The sequence below is a fragment of the Actinomadura vinacea genome (assembly GCF_039532545.1).
Lineage (GTDB): Bacteria > Actinomycetota > Actinomycetes > Streptosporangiales > Streptosporangiaceae > Spirillospora > Spirillospora vinacea.
The window spans coordinates 314490-330170 of the sequence record NZ_BAAARW010000001.1 but is presented as its reverse complement, the minus strand read 5'-3'; the positions used below and the strand labels follow the sequence as shown (position 1 = coordinate 330170).

At 70.9% G+C, this 15681-nt stretch carries 17 protein-coding genes and 1 pseudogene; 11 read left to right on the top strand and 7 right to left on the bottom strand.

Translation table 11 applies throughout. The features are described 5' to 3' along the window. Positions 1-107: 107 nt before the first annotated feature. Genes ABD340_RS01480 through ABD340_RS01470 form a run of 3 tightly spaced genes read right to left on the bottom strand, consistent with a single transcriptional unit; the run spans position 108 to position 4809 of the window. Entirely contained in the window at positions 108-1610 is a 1503-nt protein-coding gene (locus ABD340_RS01480; protein WP_344586440.1) for an aldehyde dehydrogenase family protein, read from the bottom strand. A 9-nt stretch (positions 1611-1619) separates the two neighbouring features. After that, positions 1620-3539, bottom strand: a complete 1920-nt coding sequence (locus ABD340_RS01475) for an FAD-dependent oxidoreductase (protein ID WP_344586439.1) — start codon at positions 3537-3539, stop codon at positions 1620-1622. Between the two features lie 4 nt (positions 3540-3543). Then, the gene (locus tag ABD340_RS01470; protein WP_344586438.1) at positions 3544-4809 is read right to left on the bottom strand and encodes a cytochrome P450; all 1266 of its coding nucleotides are present in this window, start codon (positions 4807-4809) and stop codon (positions 3544-3546) included. A 204-nt stretch (positions 4810-5013) separates the two neighbouring features. Between ABD340_RS01470 and ABD340_RS01465 the strand changes: the two genes are divergently transcribed. Continuing rightward, positions 5014-5982 (top strand): AraC-like ligand-binding domain-containing protein, encoded by a 969-nt coding sequence (locus tag ABD340_RS01465; protein ID WP_344586437.1) that lies wholly within the window; start codon positions 5014-5016, stop codon positions 5980-5982. A 5-nt stretch (positions 5983-5987) separates the two neighbouring features. Here ABD340_RS01465 and ABD340_RS01460 read toward each other — a convergent pair whose 3' ends face one another. Next, complete coding sequence (locus ABD340_RS01460) at positions 5988-6782, bottom strand: DUF4132 domain-containing protein (protein WP_344586436.1); 795 nt, start codon at positions 6780-6782, stop codon at positions 5988-5990. A 406-nt stretch (positions 6783-7188) separates the two neighbouring features. Here ABD340_RS01460 and ABD340_RS01455 point away from each other — a divergent pair, with 406 nt between their 5' ends. Both ABD340_RS01455 and ABD340_RS01450 read left to right on the top strand, forming a co-directional pair. Further along, entirely contained in the window at positions 7189-9015 is a 1827-nt protein-coding gene (locus ABD340_RS01455; protein WP_344586435.1) for a hypothetical protein, read from the top strand. A 175-nt stretch (positions 9016-9190) separates the two neighbouring features. Next, on the top strand, positions 9191-9385 hold the full coding sequence (locus ABD340_RS01450) for a hypothetical protein (RefSeq protein WP_344586434.1): 195 nt from the start codon (positions 9191-9193) through the stop codon (positions 9383-9385). A gap of 366 nt (positions 9386-9751) precedes the next feature. Here ABD340_RS01450 and ABD340_RS01445 read toward each other — a convergent pair whose 3' ends face one another. Both ABD340_RS01445 and ABD340_RS01440 read right to left on the bottom strand, forming a co-directional pair. Continuing rightward, entirely contained in the window at positions 9752-10351 is a 600-nt protein-coding gene (locus tag ABD340_RS01445; protein WP_344586433.1) for an endonuclease/exonuclease/phosphatase family protein, read from the bottom strand. 104 nt (positions 10352-10455) lie between these two features. Then, positions 10456-10590: pseudogene (locus ABD340_RS01440) on the bottom strand (endonuclease/exonuclease/phosphatase family protein); the annotation flags it as partial. A 173-nt stretch (positions 10591-10763) separates the two neighbouring features. Between ABD340_RS01440 and ABD340_RS01435 the strand changes: the two are divergent. Genes ABD340_RS01435 through ABD340_RS01420 form a run of 4 tightly spaced genes read left to right on the top strand, consistent with a single transcriptional unit; the run spans position 10764 to position 12798 of the window. Beyond that, positions 10764-11258 carry a methylated-DNA--[protein]-cysteine S-methyltransferase gene (locus ABD340_RS01435; RefSeq protein WP_344586432.1) on the top strand — a complete coding sequence of 165 codons (495 nt, stop codon included), beginning with the start codon at positions 10764-10766 and terminating at the stop codon, positions 11256-11258. A 15-nt stretch (positions 11259-11273) separates the two neighbouring features. Beyond that, positions 11274-12005, top strand: coding sequence for a 2OG-Fe(II) oxygenase (locus tag ABD340_RS01430; RefSeq protein WP_344586431.1), 732 nt, complete (start codon positions 11274-11276; stop codon positions 12003-12005). Continuing rightward, positions 12002-12262 carry an Ada metal-binding domain-containing protein gene (locus ABD340_RS01425; RefSeq protein WP_344586429.1) on the top strand — a complete coding sequence of 87 codons (261 nt, stop codon included), beginning with the start codon at positions 12002-12004 and terminating at the stop codon, positions 12260-12262. Before ABD340_RS01430 ends, ABD340_RS01425 begins: the two co-directional genes overlap by 4 nt. Then, positions 12259-12798: a hypothetical protein gene (locus ABD340_RS01420; protein WP_344586428.1), complete on the top strand. Its 540-nt coding sequence runs from the start codon at positions 12259-12261 to the stop codon at positions 12796-12798. Before ABD340_RS01425 ends, ABD340_RS01420 begins: the two co-directional genes overlap by 4 nt. Here ABD340_RS01420 and ABD340_RS01415 read toward each other — a convergent pair. After that, on the bottom strand, positions 12765-13064 hold the full coding sequence (locus ABD340_RS01415) for a helix-turn-helix domain-containing protein (RefSeq protein ID WP_344586427.1): 300 nt from the start codon (positions 13062-13064) through the stop codon (positions 12765-12767). The genes ABD340_RS01420 and ABD340_RS01415 overlap by 34 nt on opposite strands. Before the next feature lie 50 nt (positions 13065-13114). Here ABD340_RS01415 and map point away from each other — a divergent pair, with 50 nt between their 5' ends. From map to ABD340_RS01395, 4 genes are all read left to right on the top strand, one after another. Further along, positions 13115-13882 (top strand): type I methionyl aminopeptidase, encoded by a 768-nt coding sequence (map, locus tag ABD340_RS01410; protein ID WP_344586426.1) that lies wholly within the window; start codon positions 13115-13117, stop codon positions 13880-13882. A gap of 193 nt (positions 13883-14075) precedes the next feature. Continuing rightward, positions 14076-14606: an SgcJ/EcaC family oxidoreductase gene (locus tag ABD340_RS01405; RefSeq protein WP_344586425.1), complete on the top strand. Its 531-nt coding sequence runs from the start codon at positions 14076-14078 to the stop codon at positions 14604-14606. Between the two features lie 215 nt (positions 14607-14821). Further along, complete coding sequence (locus tag ABD340_RS01400) at positions 14822-15301, top strand: GbsR/MarR family transcriptional regulator (RefSeq protein WP_344586424.1); 480 nt, start codon at positions 14822-14824, stop codon at positions 15299-15301. Between the two features lie 22 nt (positions 15302-15323). Further along, positions 15324-15680, top strand: a complete 357-nt coding sequence (locus ABD340_RS01395) for a hypothetical protein (RefSeq protein WP_344586423.1) — start codon at positions 15324-15326, stop codon at positions 15678-15680. The last annotated feature ends 1 nt before the right edge of the window (position 15681 follow it).

Below are 15681 nucleotides of genomic sequence, written 5' to 3'. Positions count from 1 at the left end.
GATCTCTGGTTGGGACCATCCATGAGACACAGAAGACGCTCAAGGGCATTGACCGGGCATGACCGGCTACGGACAAATGGGACTCCAGTCGCCCGGGAACGATGCGTTCAGCCGTCGATTCCCCACATGGCGGGACGCTCGGTGTCGAGGTGCATGCTGATCGCCTTCGGGGCGCTGTACTCCAGGAGCGTCTCGGCGCACATCTCCCGTCCGTGGCCGCTCAGCCGGACGCCGCCCAAGGGCTGGCCCGGCGGCACCTGGAACCAGGTGTTGACCCACACGGTGCCCGCGTCGAGCCGGTCGGCCAGGCGGTGCGCGCGCCCGAGATCGCGGGTCCAGACCCCGGCGGCCAGCCCGTAGTCGCTGGCATTGGCGCGGGCGACCACCTCGTCCTCGTCCTGCCAGGTCTGGGCCACCACGACCGGGCCGAAGATCTCCTCCCGCGCCGCGGTGGTGGCGCCGGCGGCGTCGTCCAGGAGCGCCGGTTCGACGTAGTGGCCGCCGGACAGCCGCCCGTCGAGCCGGCGCGGGCGGCCGCCCGCCACCAGCCCGGCCCCCTCCTTGACGGCCTGCTCCACGTGACCGAGCACGCGCGTGCGGTGCGCGGCGGAGATCAGCGGGCCCAGCTCGGTCGCGGGATGGAGCGCGTCCCCGATGCGCACCGCCGCCATCGCGGCGACCATGCGTTCGAGGAACTCCTCGCGCACGTCGGCGTGCAGGAAGAGGCGGGAGGCGGCGAAGCACACCTCGCCGTTCTGGGCCAGGATCCCGGTCACGGCGTCGTGGACGGCGGCGTCCAGGTCGGCGTCGGGGCAGACGACCAGCGCGCTCTTGCCGCCCAGTTCGAAGATCGCGGGGGTCAGGTGCTCCGCCGCCGCGCGCGCTATCCGGCGGGCGGTCGCCGTGCCGCCGGTGAACGATATCTTCGTCACGTCCGGGTGGCCGACGAGCGCCGCGCCCGCGCGCGGGCCGACACCGGTGACGATGTTCAGCACCCCCGGCGGCAGCAGCCCGGCGGTCCGGCGCGCGAACTCCACCACGCTCGCCGCGGCGAACTCCGACGGCTTGAGGACGACGGTGTTGCCGGTCGCGAGGGCCGGGCCGAGCTTCAGCGCCGCCGAGATCAGGGGCGAGTTCCACGGGATGAGCGCGGCGATCACGCCGAGCGGCTCCCGTACGGTGAAGACGCGGCCGGCCGGGTCGGCGACGGGGATCGTCTCGCCGTGCAGGCCGCGCACGAGTCCGGCGTAGTAGCGCAGGACGCCGGCCGCCGTGGGCACGTCGGCGCCCACGGCCTCGCGGATCGGACGGCCGTTCTCGGTGGCGAGCAGCCGCGGCCAGTCGCCGGCCGACTCGATCACGTCCGCCATCGCCAGCAGGACGCGCTGGCGCTCCTCCAGTGAGGATCGGCGCCATGAGGCGTAGGCGGAGCGCGCGGCGCGCACGGCGGCGTCCACCTGCTCCTCGGACGCCTCCGCCAGCTCCGCCCACGCCCCTCCCGTGCTCGGGTTGAACGCGCGGAACCCCTCCTCGCCCGCGACCTCCTCCCCGCCGATGAACAGCCCGTACGGCCCGGCGGGTTCGTACGGCGCGTCACTGGAATCGGTCATCACGCCTCCTCACTTCGGTTCCGCGGCCGTCATGCGTTCGGCGGTCCGCTCGGCCAGCGCCATGATGGTGATCATCGGGTTGACTCCGGGGGCGCCCGGCAGTGCCGAGGCGTCGCCGATCCACACGCCCGGCACGTCGTGCAGCTCGCCGCGGCCGTCGGCGACCGACCGCGACGGGTCGGCGCCCATCCGGCAGGAGCTCATCTGATGCGCCGAGAACCCCGTGTACTCGTCCGGCGGAACCGCTCGCAGGGCGTCCAGGAACGCCTCGAAGTCCTCGCCTTCGCGCCACCGGGGACCGTTCCAGTGGAACGGGAAGACCTCCCGCGCGCCCGCCGCCCGGTGCATCCGGGCGATCTCCAGGTGGGCCCGCAGCGCGACCCGCCGGTCGATGTCGTCGTCGAGCCGCCAGCGCACGAGCGCGCGGCCGGCTCGGTCGAGGACGACCCGTCCGGTGCCGTGGTCGTGGCAGACGCCGTGCCAGGAGGCCATGTGCCGCAGCTTGAGCAGCTCGTCGCGATGGCGTATCCCGTCGGTGAACGGCGTGTTGGCCGCCCACACCGCCGGGCTCAGGCCCAGCGTCTCCACGAGGAACCCCACGCCGCTCTCGCAGTGCGTCAGGTCGAAGGAGACGGCCGCCTGGATCTGGCCGTGCCACGCCTCGATCGGCTCGTCGTAGACGCCGGTGACCATCCAGGCCGGGTGCAGGCGCAGATGACGGCCGGTCGCCGGACCGCCGATCCCGGAGCGCAGCAGCAGCGCCGGCGACTCGATGCCGCCGGCCGCGACCACGATCGTCGGCGCCCGGACGACCAGCGGCACCCGGCCCGCCGCCACGCCCTCCACCCCGGCGGCGCGGCCGTGTTCGACGAGGATCCGGTCAACGTGGCAGTCGGTCAGGAACCGGGCCCCCGCCGCGGCGGCGTCCTCCAGGTAGGTGCTCAGCGTCGACCGCTTGTGGCCCTGCTGGCAGCCCGCGTTGCAGTAGCCGCACAGCTTGGGGTCGTCGTCGGGCGAGGCGTTGCGCGGCAGCCGCTCGTGGGCGTACCCGCACGCGGTCAGGCCCTTGATCATGTGCTCGGTGTTGACGTTGAAGCGGGTCGCCTCGGTGTTCACGCCGAGGCGTCCCCAGACGCGGTCAAGGTGCGCGTCGAAGTCGGGTCCGTCGAGACCGTCCAGCCCGGCCGAGGCCCATTCCCGGCGGACGTCCATGGGCGTGCGCAGGCACACCATCGAGTTGATGACCGTGCCGCCGCCGAGGGTCGAACCGGCCAGGAGGCCGATCTCGCCCTGCTCCGACCAGAGACCGCCACCGCCGAGGTACATCCGCGCCCCGGTCGATTCCAGCTGGTCGAAGTCGGCCTCGTTGCGGTAGGGGCCCGCTTCGAGGACGATCACCGACCGGCCCGCCTGGGCCATCCTCGCGGCGATGACCGATCCGCCCGCGCCCGAACCGACCACGCACACGTCGGCGGTCAGCGTCATCGGCCCGGATCCGACGGGGACGAGCGGCAGCGACTTGGGGGCCTGCGCGGGGCTCGGCGGCGCGGAGACCGGGCCCGGGAAGCCGATCGCCTCCCAGACCGGGTTGCGGCCGGTACCGTCCACGGGGCCGAGGAGCAGCCCGAACACCATCGCCTTCAACTGCTTCAGCGCGAAGCGGTTGTCGTCGGCCGCCTGGCGCAGCAGCGCGGTCCGCCAGTCGAAGTCCAGGTCGGCGAAGGATTCGGAGTCGAGGCCGTCCAGCAGCTCGGTCAGCGCCCCGGCGGCGTGCGGAGGCAGACCCGGCACCGCGGCGGCGATCACGTCCGGGATTCCGCGCTCGCGGGCTCCCGCACGGAGCGGTTCTGGAGTGTCGCGCACCTCTGGAAGGAGGGTGTCGCAAACCGCGTCGAGCGTGGCCCGGTGAGCCTTCGTCAGATCTGTCACCTCGTCACCCCGTCCGGACTGGGTCGTACTTGGCGTGCCCGGGCTTGTCCCACTGCACCCAGAGCGATTGGAAGCCGCGTAGCCAGAAGTGCTGCATGCGTTCCGGGGGACGGTCGGGGACAAGGCGGAGGTCGGGGCAGCGTTCGAGCAGGATCTCCAGGGCTACACGGTGCTCCAGCCGGGCGATCGGGGCGCCGGGGCAGAAGTGCGTCCCCTTGCCGAAGCCCAGGTGCCCGTTGATGTCGGGCCGGTGGATGTCGAAGACGTCCGGGTCGGCGAAGCGGTGCGGGTCGTGGTTGGCCGAGCCGTAGCAGAGCAGCACCCGCGCCTGCTCGGGGATCGTCACGCCCGCGACCTCGACCTTGGCCTTGGTGGTACGGAAGATGCCGTGGACGGGCGCCTCGAACCGCAGGGCCTCCTCGACCAGGGCCGGGATCTTGCCGGGATCGGCGCGGACCTCGGCCATCAGCTCCGGATGCCGCAGCAGCTCGGTGATCTCCTCCAGGAACAGCAGCGTGCTGGTGGCGTGGCCGGCCGTCATGATGTTGATCGGGACGTTGACGATGTCCTCGAGCCCGAGGTTGATCTCCGGGTCGTCGTGGAGCTCCCGGACGAGATGGCTGAGCAGGTCCTCGCGCGGGTTCCGGTGGCGGTCGCGGAGGTGCTCGAGGACGTAGTTCTGGAAGGCGACGAAGTTCTCGGCCGCCTCGACCATCGCCTCGGTGCCGGCGGAGTCGGAGAACAGCGAGACCCAGTCGTCCCCCCACTTCTTGAGCCGCTCCATGTCCGCGCGCGGGAATCCGAGGATCTCCACGACGACGAGTGCCGGGAAGGGCCAGGCCAGCCGCTCGCCGAGGTCCGCGACGCCCTCATCCGCGAAGCCGCTGATCAGTTCGTCGGCGATCTCGCGGACCCGGTCCTCCATGGCGCGCGTCTGGGTGCGGGAGAACGCCTTGCTCACCGCGCGCTTCAGCGGGGTGTGGTCGGGCGGGTCGTTGTTCGACAGAAAGTAGTGCCACGAATACCCCTGGTCGAGGATCCGCCGGACCTCCTCCGGCCAGGGCCGCGCGGGCGCGAAGACGCTGCCGGTGGAGAAGTGCGCGTGGTCCTTCATCACCCGCTCGATGTCCTCGTAGCGGGTGATGAACCAGACGTCGTACTTCGGGCTGTAGAACACCGGCTGGCTTTTCCGCGCCTCGGCCCAGAAGTCGTAGCGGATCTCGGCCTGGCCAGGGTCGAGGGGATCGAATCGCAAACCGATGTCGTCCATGTGGCCCGTCCCTTCTCCGGTCACTCGCGGTGAGCCTATGCGGACGGGGATCCCCGGACGCGCCATCGCGTGCCTGGGCTTTCGCCAGTTCGTGCCCCCGGCCGTCACCCGTTACGCAGCATTTACAGGGCGAAGACGGCGGGATAACGTCGCCTGACCAGGATGTAAGCCGGATCCCACCCCGGTCGCTCACAGCGAGGGCAGATGAACGGCATCGAATACGACCGGCTGGAGCCGTTCCAGGCGGCCGCCGCGAAGGCGTTCGTGCCCGTGCGGGTCCGGGTGCCGCGGGAAGCCGATTTCCGTGCCGCGATCGGCGGCGGGACGGTCAACGGGGTGGCGGTCGGACGGATCGCCGGCACGCCGTGTTCGGTCCACCGGGACGCGCGGCTGATCGGGTCCGCCGACCCGGAGATGCTCAAGGTCGCGTTGATCCGGCGCGGCCGGGCCGGCGTCGAGCAGGACGACCAGCAGTGCGTCGTGCGGCCCGGCGATCTCGTCGCCTACGACACCACCCGGCCCTACGAGCTGCGGTATTGGGACGACTTCGACATCACGGTCCTGGCGATCCCGCGGGCGCGCCTCGGCCCCAGCGCCGAACTGATCCGCCGCCGGAGCGCCTCCCCGCTACCGGTCGACGTGACGGTCCGGTCGGTGGTCTCGGGGTGTCTGGCCGGGCTCGGCGCGGACCTGGACGGGCTCTCGCCCGCGGCCGGCATGCACCTCGCCGACGCGCTGGTTTCGCTGGTCACCTCGGCCTTCACCGATGAGGCGCCCGAACGCGCGGAGCCCGACTCCGCCCTCGGCGACCGCGTCGTCGCCCACTGCCTGGCCAACCTGAGCGACCCCGACCTTTCCGTGGGCTCCGTGGCGCGCCGGCACGGCATCTCGGTACGCCATCTCCACCGGGTGCTGAGCGGACGGGGCATATCCCTCGCCGCCTGGATCAGGCACGAGCGGCTGCTGCGCATACGCCGCGACCTGTCCAATCCGGCGCTCGCGCACCGGACGGCCGCCGAGATCGCGGCCCGCTGGGGGATCCTCGACCCCACCCACCTCAGCCGGGCGCTCAAGGCGGAGTTCGGCCGGACGGCGAAGGAGATCCGCAGCGCGGGCCCCGAGGCGGAGCCCGCCCAGCGCCGGAGCCGCCCAGCGGTGGAAGACCCGGCGTAGCGGGGTCAGAGCGCGGACGCGGCCGCCCAGGCCAGGTCGGACAGGACCTCGGAGGCGGTGATCGGGTCCAGTTCGCCGAAGGTGCGGGGGCGGTCGTCGTAGCGGAAGTCGGTGGGACGAGCGGTGATCCAGACGTGGTCGAACGTCTGGTCCTCGCTGTCGCTCGCGAGGCCCGCGTGAATCCCCATGTCCAGCCCGATCACCACGTGCAGCCCGCCGGGCACGGGTTTGGAGATCCACCGCTCGATGCCCGCGTCCTGCGGTGCGCCGCGTTCCCAGCCGCGCCGCGCCAGCCCGAGCACGCTGTGCACCGGGACCGTGATGCCTTCGAACCGTTCCAGCCGGGCGCTCGCCCGCTCCCGCTCGGTCAGGACGTGCACCTCGCGGCCCAGCTGCGGGAACGGCTGCACGATCTCGTAGTCGGCGAACACCCGCGTCCAGGCGGTGAGCTCGCCGCCGAGATCGAGCGGGTGCGCGATGCCGACCGACACGGACTCGGGAAGCGTGAGCACATCGTCGTCGATGTCGGCGAGCGTGCGGTCCTCGGCGATCCGGAACGCGTCGTCCCCGGCGAGCCAGACCAGGCGGCGGGCCAGATGCCAGACCAGCGGGTGCTCCACGAGCAGGGTCTGGAACTCGGCCGCGGTCCAGCGGCGCCGCGCCACCATCGCCGACTCCAGCCTCTGGACCTGGTCGGCGGCGACGGTGCGCACGTCCTTCTTCAGGTCCGCGAACCGCTTGTAGGCGGCGGGCGCCGGGCCGTGCTCCTCGATCCAGGAGTCGGTGAAGTCCCTCAGCATGGTCGAGATCTCCTGGGGCGGGCGATCCAGGGAGGCCAGCAGCGCGACGGTCGCGGCGGCCGCCGGATCAGGGTCCCCGTCCAGGTGCCGCCGCGCCTTCCCGATCAGACCGGCGGCGCCGACCCCCTCCGACAGTGTGCCGATGGCGGCCTCCGCCGCGTGACTCCGCGCCCGCCGCCCCGCTGGTGACCTTCATCGGTTCCACGGGGGTCCCGCCGCGGCGCGGATGTATCGACGAGTGCCACGCCCGCGGGATCGTCAGCACGTTCTCACCCTCGGCAAGCCGGTCGTCCATGTCGCAGCACGTTAGGGCACCCCGACGACAGTCGGGATATCGAGTGGCGCCCGGCGGGGCGAGCTGACATCATCCGTGCATGATCTACGGAATCGAGACCCGCCCCGCTCGGTGAGCGCCCAGGATGAGCGCGGCGCGCTCTCCCCTCGCCCGTCCCTCTACGACTACGCCCTGCGCCTGTATCGGGCGGAACCCGAAGGCCGCTTTCCCAAGGGTGGACATCCCCTGCCAGACCGGCCATCACGGCAGGGCCGCAACCGGTCCGAGGTCGCGAAAGCCTTGGCCACGACACTCACCCCGCTGTTGACCGACCTGGACACGGTCCGGGCCGCGGACGAGTTCCAGCGCCGTCTCGACGAGCTGGGCGTACAAGACCACCTCCTCTATCGCTACGTCGCCGAACTCCCTCTGGACGACAAGGCGACCGCCCGCGCTTTGAGCCGACACCTGACGCGTACCGGCACGAGCAACGCGGCCGTGTCCGTCGGCATCGACCTGCTGGCCCGCCTCGGCGAGCCGGAGGACGTCCCCTTTCTCAAGATCCTTGGGCTGCTGCGAGGTTTCACCCTGCCTGTCGTCCGGGCGCTCACCCGCCTCGACTCCTCGACCGCTGCCCTGCTCTGGCTGGGCGGTTTCGCCGAGGGCCGGGAACTGCGCCACCTGATCGATGCCCTGGTCGCCCGTGACGACCCCGCCGTCCGCGCCTGGTTGATGGCGATTCCCCTGGAGCCCCGTGCCGCGGGCCCCGAGACCGCGCGCAGGATCGCCGAGGCCGTCCGGCTCGCGGACATCGCCGCCGAGGATCCGGGCGATCCCCGCGCGCTGGCCCAAGGGGCACGCCTGCTGGTCAGGATGACGAGCGTGCGCGACTACCAGGCCGAGATCCTCGTCTACCCGCAGGCCGTCGCCGCGTACGACGCCATCGTGGCCCGCGTCTCCCGACTGCTCCCGACCCTCGACAACTACGCGGCCCTCTTGTCTCTCGTCCTGGACTTGGACAGCGGCCCCAGCGTCCTTCTCGACTGGCGTCCCGGTCAGCGCGAGGCGCTGCTGCACACCTTGGAACACGTGCTCAAGGCACCCGCCTGGGCCGCCGTACCGGCCATCGCTCCCGACGACGCGGCCGCACGCCGCCGGGCCGACTGGGCGCGCCGCACGGCACAGCGCCTTTTCGCCCACCGGACGGCGCCGGCCCGGTTCCGCGTCGAGGTCGCCGTGCGGGATCCGCTGGACCCGGACACCGTCGAGACCCGGTTCCTGATCGACGGCCGCCCGCTGGTACCCGATGCCTTCGGCCGAGGCCCCGGCAATTCACCGGAGGACCTGCTCGACACCGGTCGCCTGCGCGCGGAAGCCGAACCCCGGGAAGTGCAGCTGGCCGAGGCGTACTGCACGGAAGGCTGCTGCGGGGCGCTCTACGTCACGATCTGCCGCGAAGGGGAACACGTCGTGTGGCGCGATTGGCGCCGCCCTGCCGCGCTCCCGTCCCGGCGGCCCGCGCCCGAGTTGCCCGAGTACCGTTTCGACGCCGCCGAATACGACGCCGAGATCGCGCATGCCGAGAATGACCGTTCGTGGGCGTGGCCTGCGCGCGACACCGCGTGGCGAATCGCCGCGGGACTTCGCGATCGGCCCGAACTCCTCGTCCAATGGGACGGGAGGCTGGGTTGGGTCGGTACCGATTTCCTCGATCCGGATACGGCCGTGCTGTCCTTTACGTACTGGCCGGGGCTCGCCGCTGGTCAAAGGGACAAGGACGGGCCCTGGCTGCAATTCATCTGGAGCCTTCCGGACGACGGAACGCCACCCGAGGAGCAAGCCGCCGCCGCGTTGCGGCGCCTCTCGGCGGAGGATCCGAAGAACTACGCGGAAGTCAGAGGCGGCAGCCGCGAGTACGCCGAAGTCCTCGGTTACCCGTGGCCCGAGCACGCGGAGTGAAGATAGGACAGCGGTCCGATAATGCTCCGCCGAGTTCGAGTTCCGATCTCGCCCCTGGATTGAAGATCAACTAATATGCCCTCGAGTTGCCACACCGACACGGGGTCATTTCGCCACAGCGGATGATGAATTGGTGGGCAATGAATGCCATCACCCATTCCTGAAGGGAATCTGGATGAAAAAGGTCCTGCTCGTTTCTGCGATGAGCGGCTTCCTCGGCTTCGGCATCCTGGGGCTGTCCGCCACCGCGGCCTCCGCGGACAACCACGCGGGCCTGGCGCCGACCGCCAAGTGCCCTCCCGGCCACCTTGAGCACCCCATCACCGGCGAGTGCATCGCGCTCCCGCCCGGACCGGACAGCGCTCGCTGATCCAACACGGCTGCCCCCTCGCGGCGCGAGGAAGCCGAGGTTGGATGCGCCAGACCGAGCTCCTTAGCCTGGCGCACCTCGTGGTGTGATTCCTTGCGGTCTGGGTGAGGACACCGAGCGTCGAGCACGACGCGGCGGACACCGCCGTTCCAGACTGCGGTTTCGCAAGAGCACCACGTACAGCCGGCGCAGGGGCGTCGTGCCCACGCGGAAGAACCCGAAGCAGAAGTGCGGACCAGCGAGCCCGCCGCCGTCCGGCCAGGATGACCAGGGCCGAACCGCGGCGGGTTTTTGTTCAGCCGTAGATCCGGAAGGTGTCGGTGGTGTTCGGTCGCCCAAGGTGAACGTGCCGGCGAGCGGCGAACGTCACTGACGCAGGACCGGCTGTGTCGCCAGGTCGGCGATGACGGCGGCATGGTCGGAGGGCCAGACGTCGTCGACCGGCCCGTCGCCGGTGCGTCGGATCGAGCGGACGTGGCCGATGCCGGCGGGGCCGGGTGGGCCGACATGGATGTAGTCGACGCGGACGCTCGGGTCGAAACCGGGTGCGACATAGGGGTTGGACGCGTCCCAGGTGGCCGATGGCGCTGCCGGGTCGGCGTGCTCCCAGGCGTCCAAGAGGACCTGGCCGGGGACGGCGGGCGCGGTCTTGTAGCCGCCGAACAGCCGGATCTCCTCCGAGTCGGGCCAGGCGTTGAAGTCACCGGTCACGACCGCGGGGAACGCGGTGCCGCCGCGGTGGGCGGCGACGAACCCGGCGAGCGCTCTGACCTGCCGGCAGCGTGCCGCTGAGGCGTGGATGGGCGAGGCCAGCTGCGTGGTGAAGAAGGAGATCTGGTGTTCGGGGGTCTGGACGCGTGCGTGGAGCGCCAGGCGTCCTTCGTCGTCGGCGTCGGGAGCGGGCAGCCGGGCCGCGTGTCGGGCCGCGATCGGCCACCGGCTGAGCACGGCGTTGCCGATGTCCACGGTGGAATCGCCGAGTCGCCGCTGCCACCGCCCGGGGGCGTGGGAAGCCTCCCAGGTCCATTCCATTCCATGCCGAGTTCTTCGGCCAGGATCTTCGCCTGGTTGTCCGCACCGCGGGCCCATACCTCCTGCAAGCCGACGATGTCGGGCCGCTCCTCGCGCAGGACGGCAAGGATCGCCGCCTGCCGTTCCTCCCAGGGACCGAACCTCCACCACAGATTCCAGGTCAGCACGCGCATATCGGTGCGCTCCCTCTTCCTCGGCCGGGTTCCGGGCGCGGAGCCGATGCTGCCGAGATGGTCTTGCGACGGTCAAGGGACCCTGGGCCCCGCAACGTGACGTCCGATTCCCGCCAGCATCCGTGCCCGCGGCATCGCATTGTTGAAGGTGGAACGACGAGAAGGAGGCGACGATGACCGCCTGCACGACGATCACCAGCCCGCTGGGCGACCTGCTCCTGACCGGTGAGGAGTCCGGCGACGGGATCACCCTGACCTCGCTGTCGATGCCCGGCCAGAAGAACGCCCCGGCCGCCCGGCGCCGCGCTCCGGAACTCTTCGCGGACGTCACCCGCCAGATCCAGGCGTACTTCGCCGGCGAGCTCACCACGTTCGACATCGAGTTCACCCCTGGCGGGACCGACTTCCAGCGGCGCGTTTGGCGCGCGCTGGAGGAGATCCCGTTCGGCACCTCGACCACGTACGGCGCGCTCGCCGCGCGGCTCGGCCTGCCGCGCGGCCGGATCCAGGCGGTGGGCGCGGCGATCGGCGCGAACCCGCTGCTGCTGGTGCGCCCCTGCCACCGCGTGATCGGCGCGGACGGATCGATGCGCGGCTACGCCGGAGGCGTCGAGCGCAAGGTCCACCTCCTCACGCACGAGGGCATCCTGCAGCCCGCGCTGATCTGAACCGAGGACCTGACCATGACCGACCCCTTTCAGCCGGCCGGACCGGTCGCCGACCGGATCGCACGGTCGGACTGGAACGCGCTCGCCGGCGAGCTCGACGAGCACGGCCACGCCCTGACCGGGCCGCTCCTCACTCCCGCCGAGTGCCGCGAGATCACCGCCCTGTACGACGAGCCCGAGCGCTTCCGGACGACCATCGACATGGCCCGCCACCGCTTCGGCTCCGGCCAGTACCGCTACTTCACCCACGACCTGCCCGATCTGGTGCGGGAGTTGCGCGAGGCGTTCTACCCGTCCCTGCTGCCGATCGCCCGCGACTGGGCGGACAAGCTGGGCCGTCCCGCACCGTGGCCGGACACCTTGGAGGAGTGGGTGAAACTGTGCCACGAGGCCGGGCAGGCCAGGTCCGCGCAGATCCTGCTCCGGTACGGGCCCGGCGACTGGAACGCCCTGCACCGGGACGTGTTCGGCGAAATGCTCTTCCCGCTCCAGGTCGTCATCGGCCTGGACGCACCCGGAGCCGACTTCACCGGCGGCGAGTTCCTGATGACCGAGCAGCGTCCCCGCGCCCAGTCGCGCGGCTCGTCCACCACCCTGCTCCAGGGCCACGGGCTGGTCTTCACGACCAGGGACCGGCCGGTCGCCACCAAGCGGGGCTGGTCGAACGGGCCGATGCGGCACGGTGTGAGCACCGTCCGCTCCGGCCGCCGGCACACCCTCGGCCTCGTCTTCCACGACGCGGCATGACCCACGTCACCTACACGCTGCTCGGCGCGGACGGACGGCCCTACCAGAGCAGCACGCCGGGCACGCTCGGCGGGCATCGCCGCGGCCGCCTGTACGGGCGGCTGGAGTGTCCCTCCGCGCTGAGGGCCGTCGCCCGAGGCCACTACGTCGAGCACCGGGTGTTCTTCGCCGACGAGCCCACCGCCATCGCGGCCGGATACCGGCCCTGCGCCGCGTGCCTGCCCGCCGAGTACGCCCGTTGGAAAGCGACCTCATGAGCCCGGGGCTCTTCCGCTCACCCCTCGTCCCTGAGGCCGACCTGACCGCCTACGGCGACGACCTGACCGCCCCCGCGCCCCATACCGGCACCGAGCTCGCCGCCCTCATCGGCCTGCTGACCGGGATCGAGACCGTCGCCATCGGCCACGGCCGCGACGCAGCGTCCCGCACCGCCGCGCGGACGTTCGCGGCAGCGTGGAAGGCTCGCGGCAACAGCGTCCTCGCCGTGGTCGACTGGCCGGAGACCGCGGCATCCTGGCTGCGTCCGGCGACCCGGCTGACCGTCCAGACGCCCGACGCCTGGGTCATGGCGGCGGCCCCGCTCGGCTTCGCCCAGCTCGCCCGGCGCCTGCGCCACTCCACCGACTGGGACCCGGCCCGCACCGTCGCGTTCGCCTCACTCCACGACCCCCGCCTGGCCGCACTCGCAGGTGCCGACACCCTGCACGGCCTGCGCGGCGCAACGGCCGACGGCGGCACCTGGCTCGTCCGCACGGCCGGTCATATCGGCGCGGCGGGCACCGGTTCCTTGTAGCCCCGGGCCGCCGCTTCGAAGGGCGGCTCCGTGACCTGGGAGATCAGGGCGTCCAGTGACACTCCGAGGACATCGGCGACGGCCACGACGGTGAAGAAGGCCGGTGTGGGGATCCGGCCACGTTCGATCTTGCGCAGGGTCTCCGGTGAGATCCCGGCCTTGGCCGCGACCTCCACGATGCTGTGCGACCCCCGTGCCTGGCGCAGGACCTCGCCCAGTCGCTCGCCACGTTCGCGTTCAGGGGCGGTCAACGGCTCTCTCACCATGACTGACATACTAATACCGGTATAGTTATCCCGAACTGGAAGGGATCAACGTGATCGAACTGAAGACCGCCGGTGAGATCGACGCCATGCGCGAGGCGGGCCGTGTCGTCGCCGCGGTGCACGCACAGGTGCGGGAACGGGCCGCCGTCGGCGTGTCCCTGCTCGAACTGGACCGACTCGCACGCGAGGTCATCGCCGACGCCGGCGCCGGATCGTCCTTCCTGGGCTACCACCCGTCCTTCGGCGCGACCCCCTATCCGGGCGTCATCTGCACGTCGGTGAACGGCGTCATGCTGCACGGCCTGCCGACGGCCTACCGGCTGCGTGAGGGTGACCTGCTCAGCGTCGACTGCGGCGCGCACATCGAGGGCTGGCATGCCGACGCGGCGGTCAGCTTCGTCGTCGGCCATGCCAGGGAGCAGGACCTGGCCTTGATCCGCACGGCCGAACAGATGCTCGCCGCGGGCATCGACGCCGCCGTCCCGGACGCACGGATGGGCGACATCGGCCACACGATGTCCCGGATCGGCCGCGGCGCCGCCTACGGCATGCAGAACGACTTCGCAGGCCACGGCATCGGAAAGGCCATGCACGAAGACCCGTTCGTACCCAACGAAGGACGCGCCGGACGAGGACTGCGCCTGCGCCCGGGCCTCGTCATCGCGATCGAGCCGAGCCTCATGGCCGGCGGCAGGGACGACTACCACACGGCCTCCGACGGTTGGTCACTGTGCACCGACGACGACAGCCGCGCCGCACACGTCGAGCACACCGTCGCCATCACCGAGGACGGCCCACGCATCCTCACCCTGCCATGAGCCCCCCGGCCCGTTGGGAGCCGGCCCAGGAGTTGCGGGTGAAGGACTTGTAGAGCCGAACAATGGAGTATGAGCTTCCAATACTCCCGCATCCCCAGATGTAGCCCGGTGACGACTCCGGGCTGACGACTCGACTGCCCCGGCGGAGCTAGCGTCCAATCCGTTGCAGTTCTTTCATGACGGGAGAAACGAGATGCGTTCCCAGTGGGCGAAGCTTGCCGCGATCTCGGCCGCCACCGTCGTGGCGCTCAGCGGATTCCTGGTCACGGCGGCTCTACCGGCGCTGGGCCAGGACGGGGAGGCCCGGAACGAGGAGCGCGGCGCGACGCACGATCCGCAAAAGGAGTTCGATCGTCTGCGGCAACGGCAGGCCGACGCCTGGGCCCGCAAGGACGGTGCGGCGTTCGCCGCCACCTTCACCCCGAATGGCGACATGGTCACATTCAACGGTGACCACCTCCGCACCCGCCGGGGCATCGCGGTCGGCATGCAGCGCTACTTCGACGAGTACATCACCGACAGTTCCATTCGATATCTCAGCGAGCGCGTGCGGTTCGCCGGGCCGGGGCTGGCGATCATCGTGCGCACGACCTGCCTGGTCAACGCCGGGCAGAACGACTGCCGCAACGGCTCGCTGTCGGCCAACACCAATGTGCTGACGTGGCGTCAGGGCCGGTGGCTCCAGGATTCCTTCCAGAACACCCGCGTCGACCCTCTTCCGTAAGTTCCGACCGCCCAGGTCGAGACCTGCCGGCGGGACCTGGTGGACGCGCGCCGCCTTCTCGATCAGCGCGGGGTCCGAGTGGTCAGGCCCCGGCCCGGCGGCTGGTTCTACTCCGAGGAGAACGAAGCGGGCGTCTGGGTGCCGGCAAGATGACATAAATTTGTGTCATCTCAGCTATGACTGTTATCGTCGCCCATGTGTCACATGACGCCCAGTTGATCTTCGCCGACCATGTCGGCCGCTTCTACGCGCGCCAGTACGGCTTCCCGCCGATGGCCGGCCGCCTTCTGGGGTATCTGTTCGTCTGCGATCCGGCGCAGCAGACGATCGATGAGCTGGCCGAGGCGCTGCTGGCGAGCCGGAGCGCCATCACCGGCGCGGTCAAGCTGCTCGAGAGCCACCGGATCGCACGACGGACGCGTCTCGCCGGCGAGCGGGTGGACCGGGTGAGCCTGGATCCGGCGAGTCAGCAGCCGCAAAACTTCGACTCGGCTATCCACAAGGAGCATGCGGCACTGTTCCGGGAAGGGCTGGCGCTGCTCACCGATGCCCCGCCGGAACGCCGCGCCCCGCTTGAGGAGATGGTCGCGCTGGCCGACTTCCTCAGCGAGCGGCTGCCCACGCTGCTGGACGAGTGGCATGCCCACCGCGATGAACTTCGAGCATCAGGCAAGCTGCCCGCCCCCGGCGAGTAGCGGAAACCGGAGGTAGCCCATCATGGCCGACATCGATATGTCCGAGCTGCGGGAACGGGCCGACAACGGCGACGAGGACGCGGTCGACGAACTGATCGAGCTGGCCACCGACCGCGGCGACTTGGACGAGTTGCGGCGCCTCTCCGAAAGCGGCAACGCCACGGCGACCGACCAGTTGATCGAGCTGGCCACCGAGTATGGCGACCTGGACGAACTGCGGCGCCTGGCCGACAAGGGCAACGCCACCGCCACCGACCAACTGATCGAACTCGCCACCGAACACGGCGACCTGAACGAGCTGCGGCGCCTCGCAGACAAGGGCAATACCACCGCCGCCGAGCAGCTCATGGAGCTCACTGCGGGATGCTCCGTGGCGTAAT

Excerpts from the sequence above, each read along its gene's own strand:
- ABD340_RS01425 (WP_344586429.1), top strand. The coding sequence starts at position 12,002 with ATGACCCACGTCACCTACACGCTGCTCGGCGCGGACGGACGGCCCTAC.
- ABD340_RS01415 (WP_344586427.1), bottom strand. The coding sequence starts at position 13,064 with ATGGTGAGAGAGCCGTTGACCGCCCCTGAACGCGAACGTGGCGAGCGA.
- ABD340_RS01395 (WP_344586423.1), top strand. The coding sequence starts at position 15,324 with ATGGCCGACATCGATATGTCCGAGCTGCGGGAACGGGCCGACAACGGC.
- ABD340_RS01430 (WP_344586431.1), top strand. The coding sequence starts at position 11,274 with ATGACCGACCCCTTTCAGCCGGCCGGACCGGTCGCCGACCGGATCGCA.
- ABD340_RS01435 (WP_344586432.1), top strand. The coding sequence starts at position 10,764 with ATGACCGCCTGCACGACGATCACCAGCCCGCTGGGCGACCTGCTCCTG.
- ABD340_RS01420 (WP_344586428.1), top strand. The coding sequence starts at position 12,259 with ATGAGCCCGGGGCTCTTCCGCTCACCCCTCGTCCCTGAGGCCGACCTG.
- ABD340_RS01465 (WP_344586437.1), top strand. The coding sequence starts at position 5,014 with ATGAACGGCATCGAATACGACCGGCTGGAGCCGTTCCAGGCGGCCGCC.
- ABD340_RS01460 (WP_344586436.1), bottom strand. The coding sequence starts at position 6,782 with ATGCTGAGGGACTTCACCGACTCCTGGATCGAGGAGCACGGCCCGGCG.
- ABD340_RS01470 (WP_344586438.1), bottom strand. The coding sequence starts at position 4,809 with ATGGACGACATCGGTTTGCGATTCGATCCCCTCGACCCTGGCCAGGCC.
- ABD340_RS01405 (WP_344586425.1), top strand. The coding sequence starts at position 14,076 with ATGCGTTCCCAGTGGGCGAAGCTTGCCGCGATCTCGGCCGCCACCGTC.
- ABD340_RS01450 (WP_344586434.1), top strand. The coding sequence starts at position 9,191 with ATGAAAAAGGTCCTGCTCGTTTCTGCGATGAGCGGCTTCCTCGGCTTC.
- ABD340_RS01480 (WP_344586440.1), bottom strand. The coding sequence starts at position 1,610 with ATGACCGATTCCAGTGACGCGCCGTACGAACCCGCCGGGCCGTACGGG.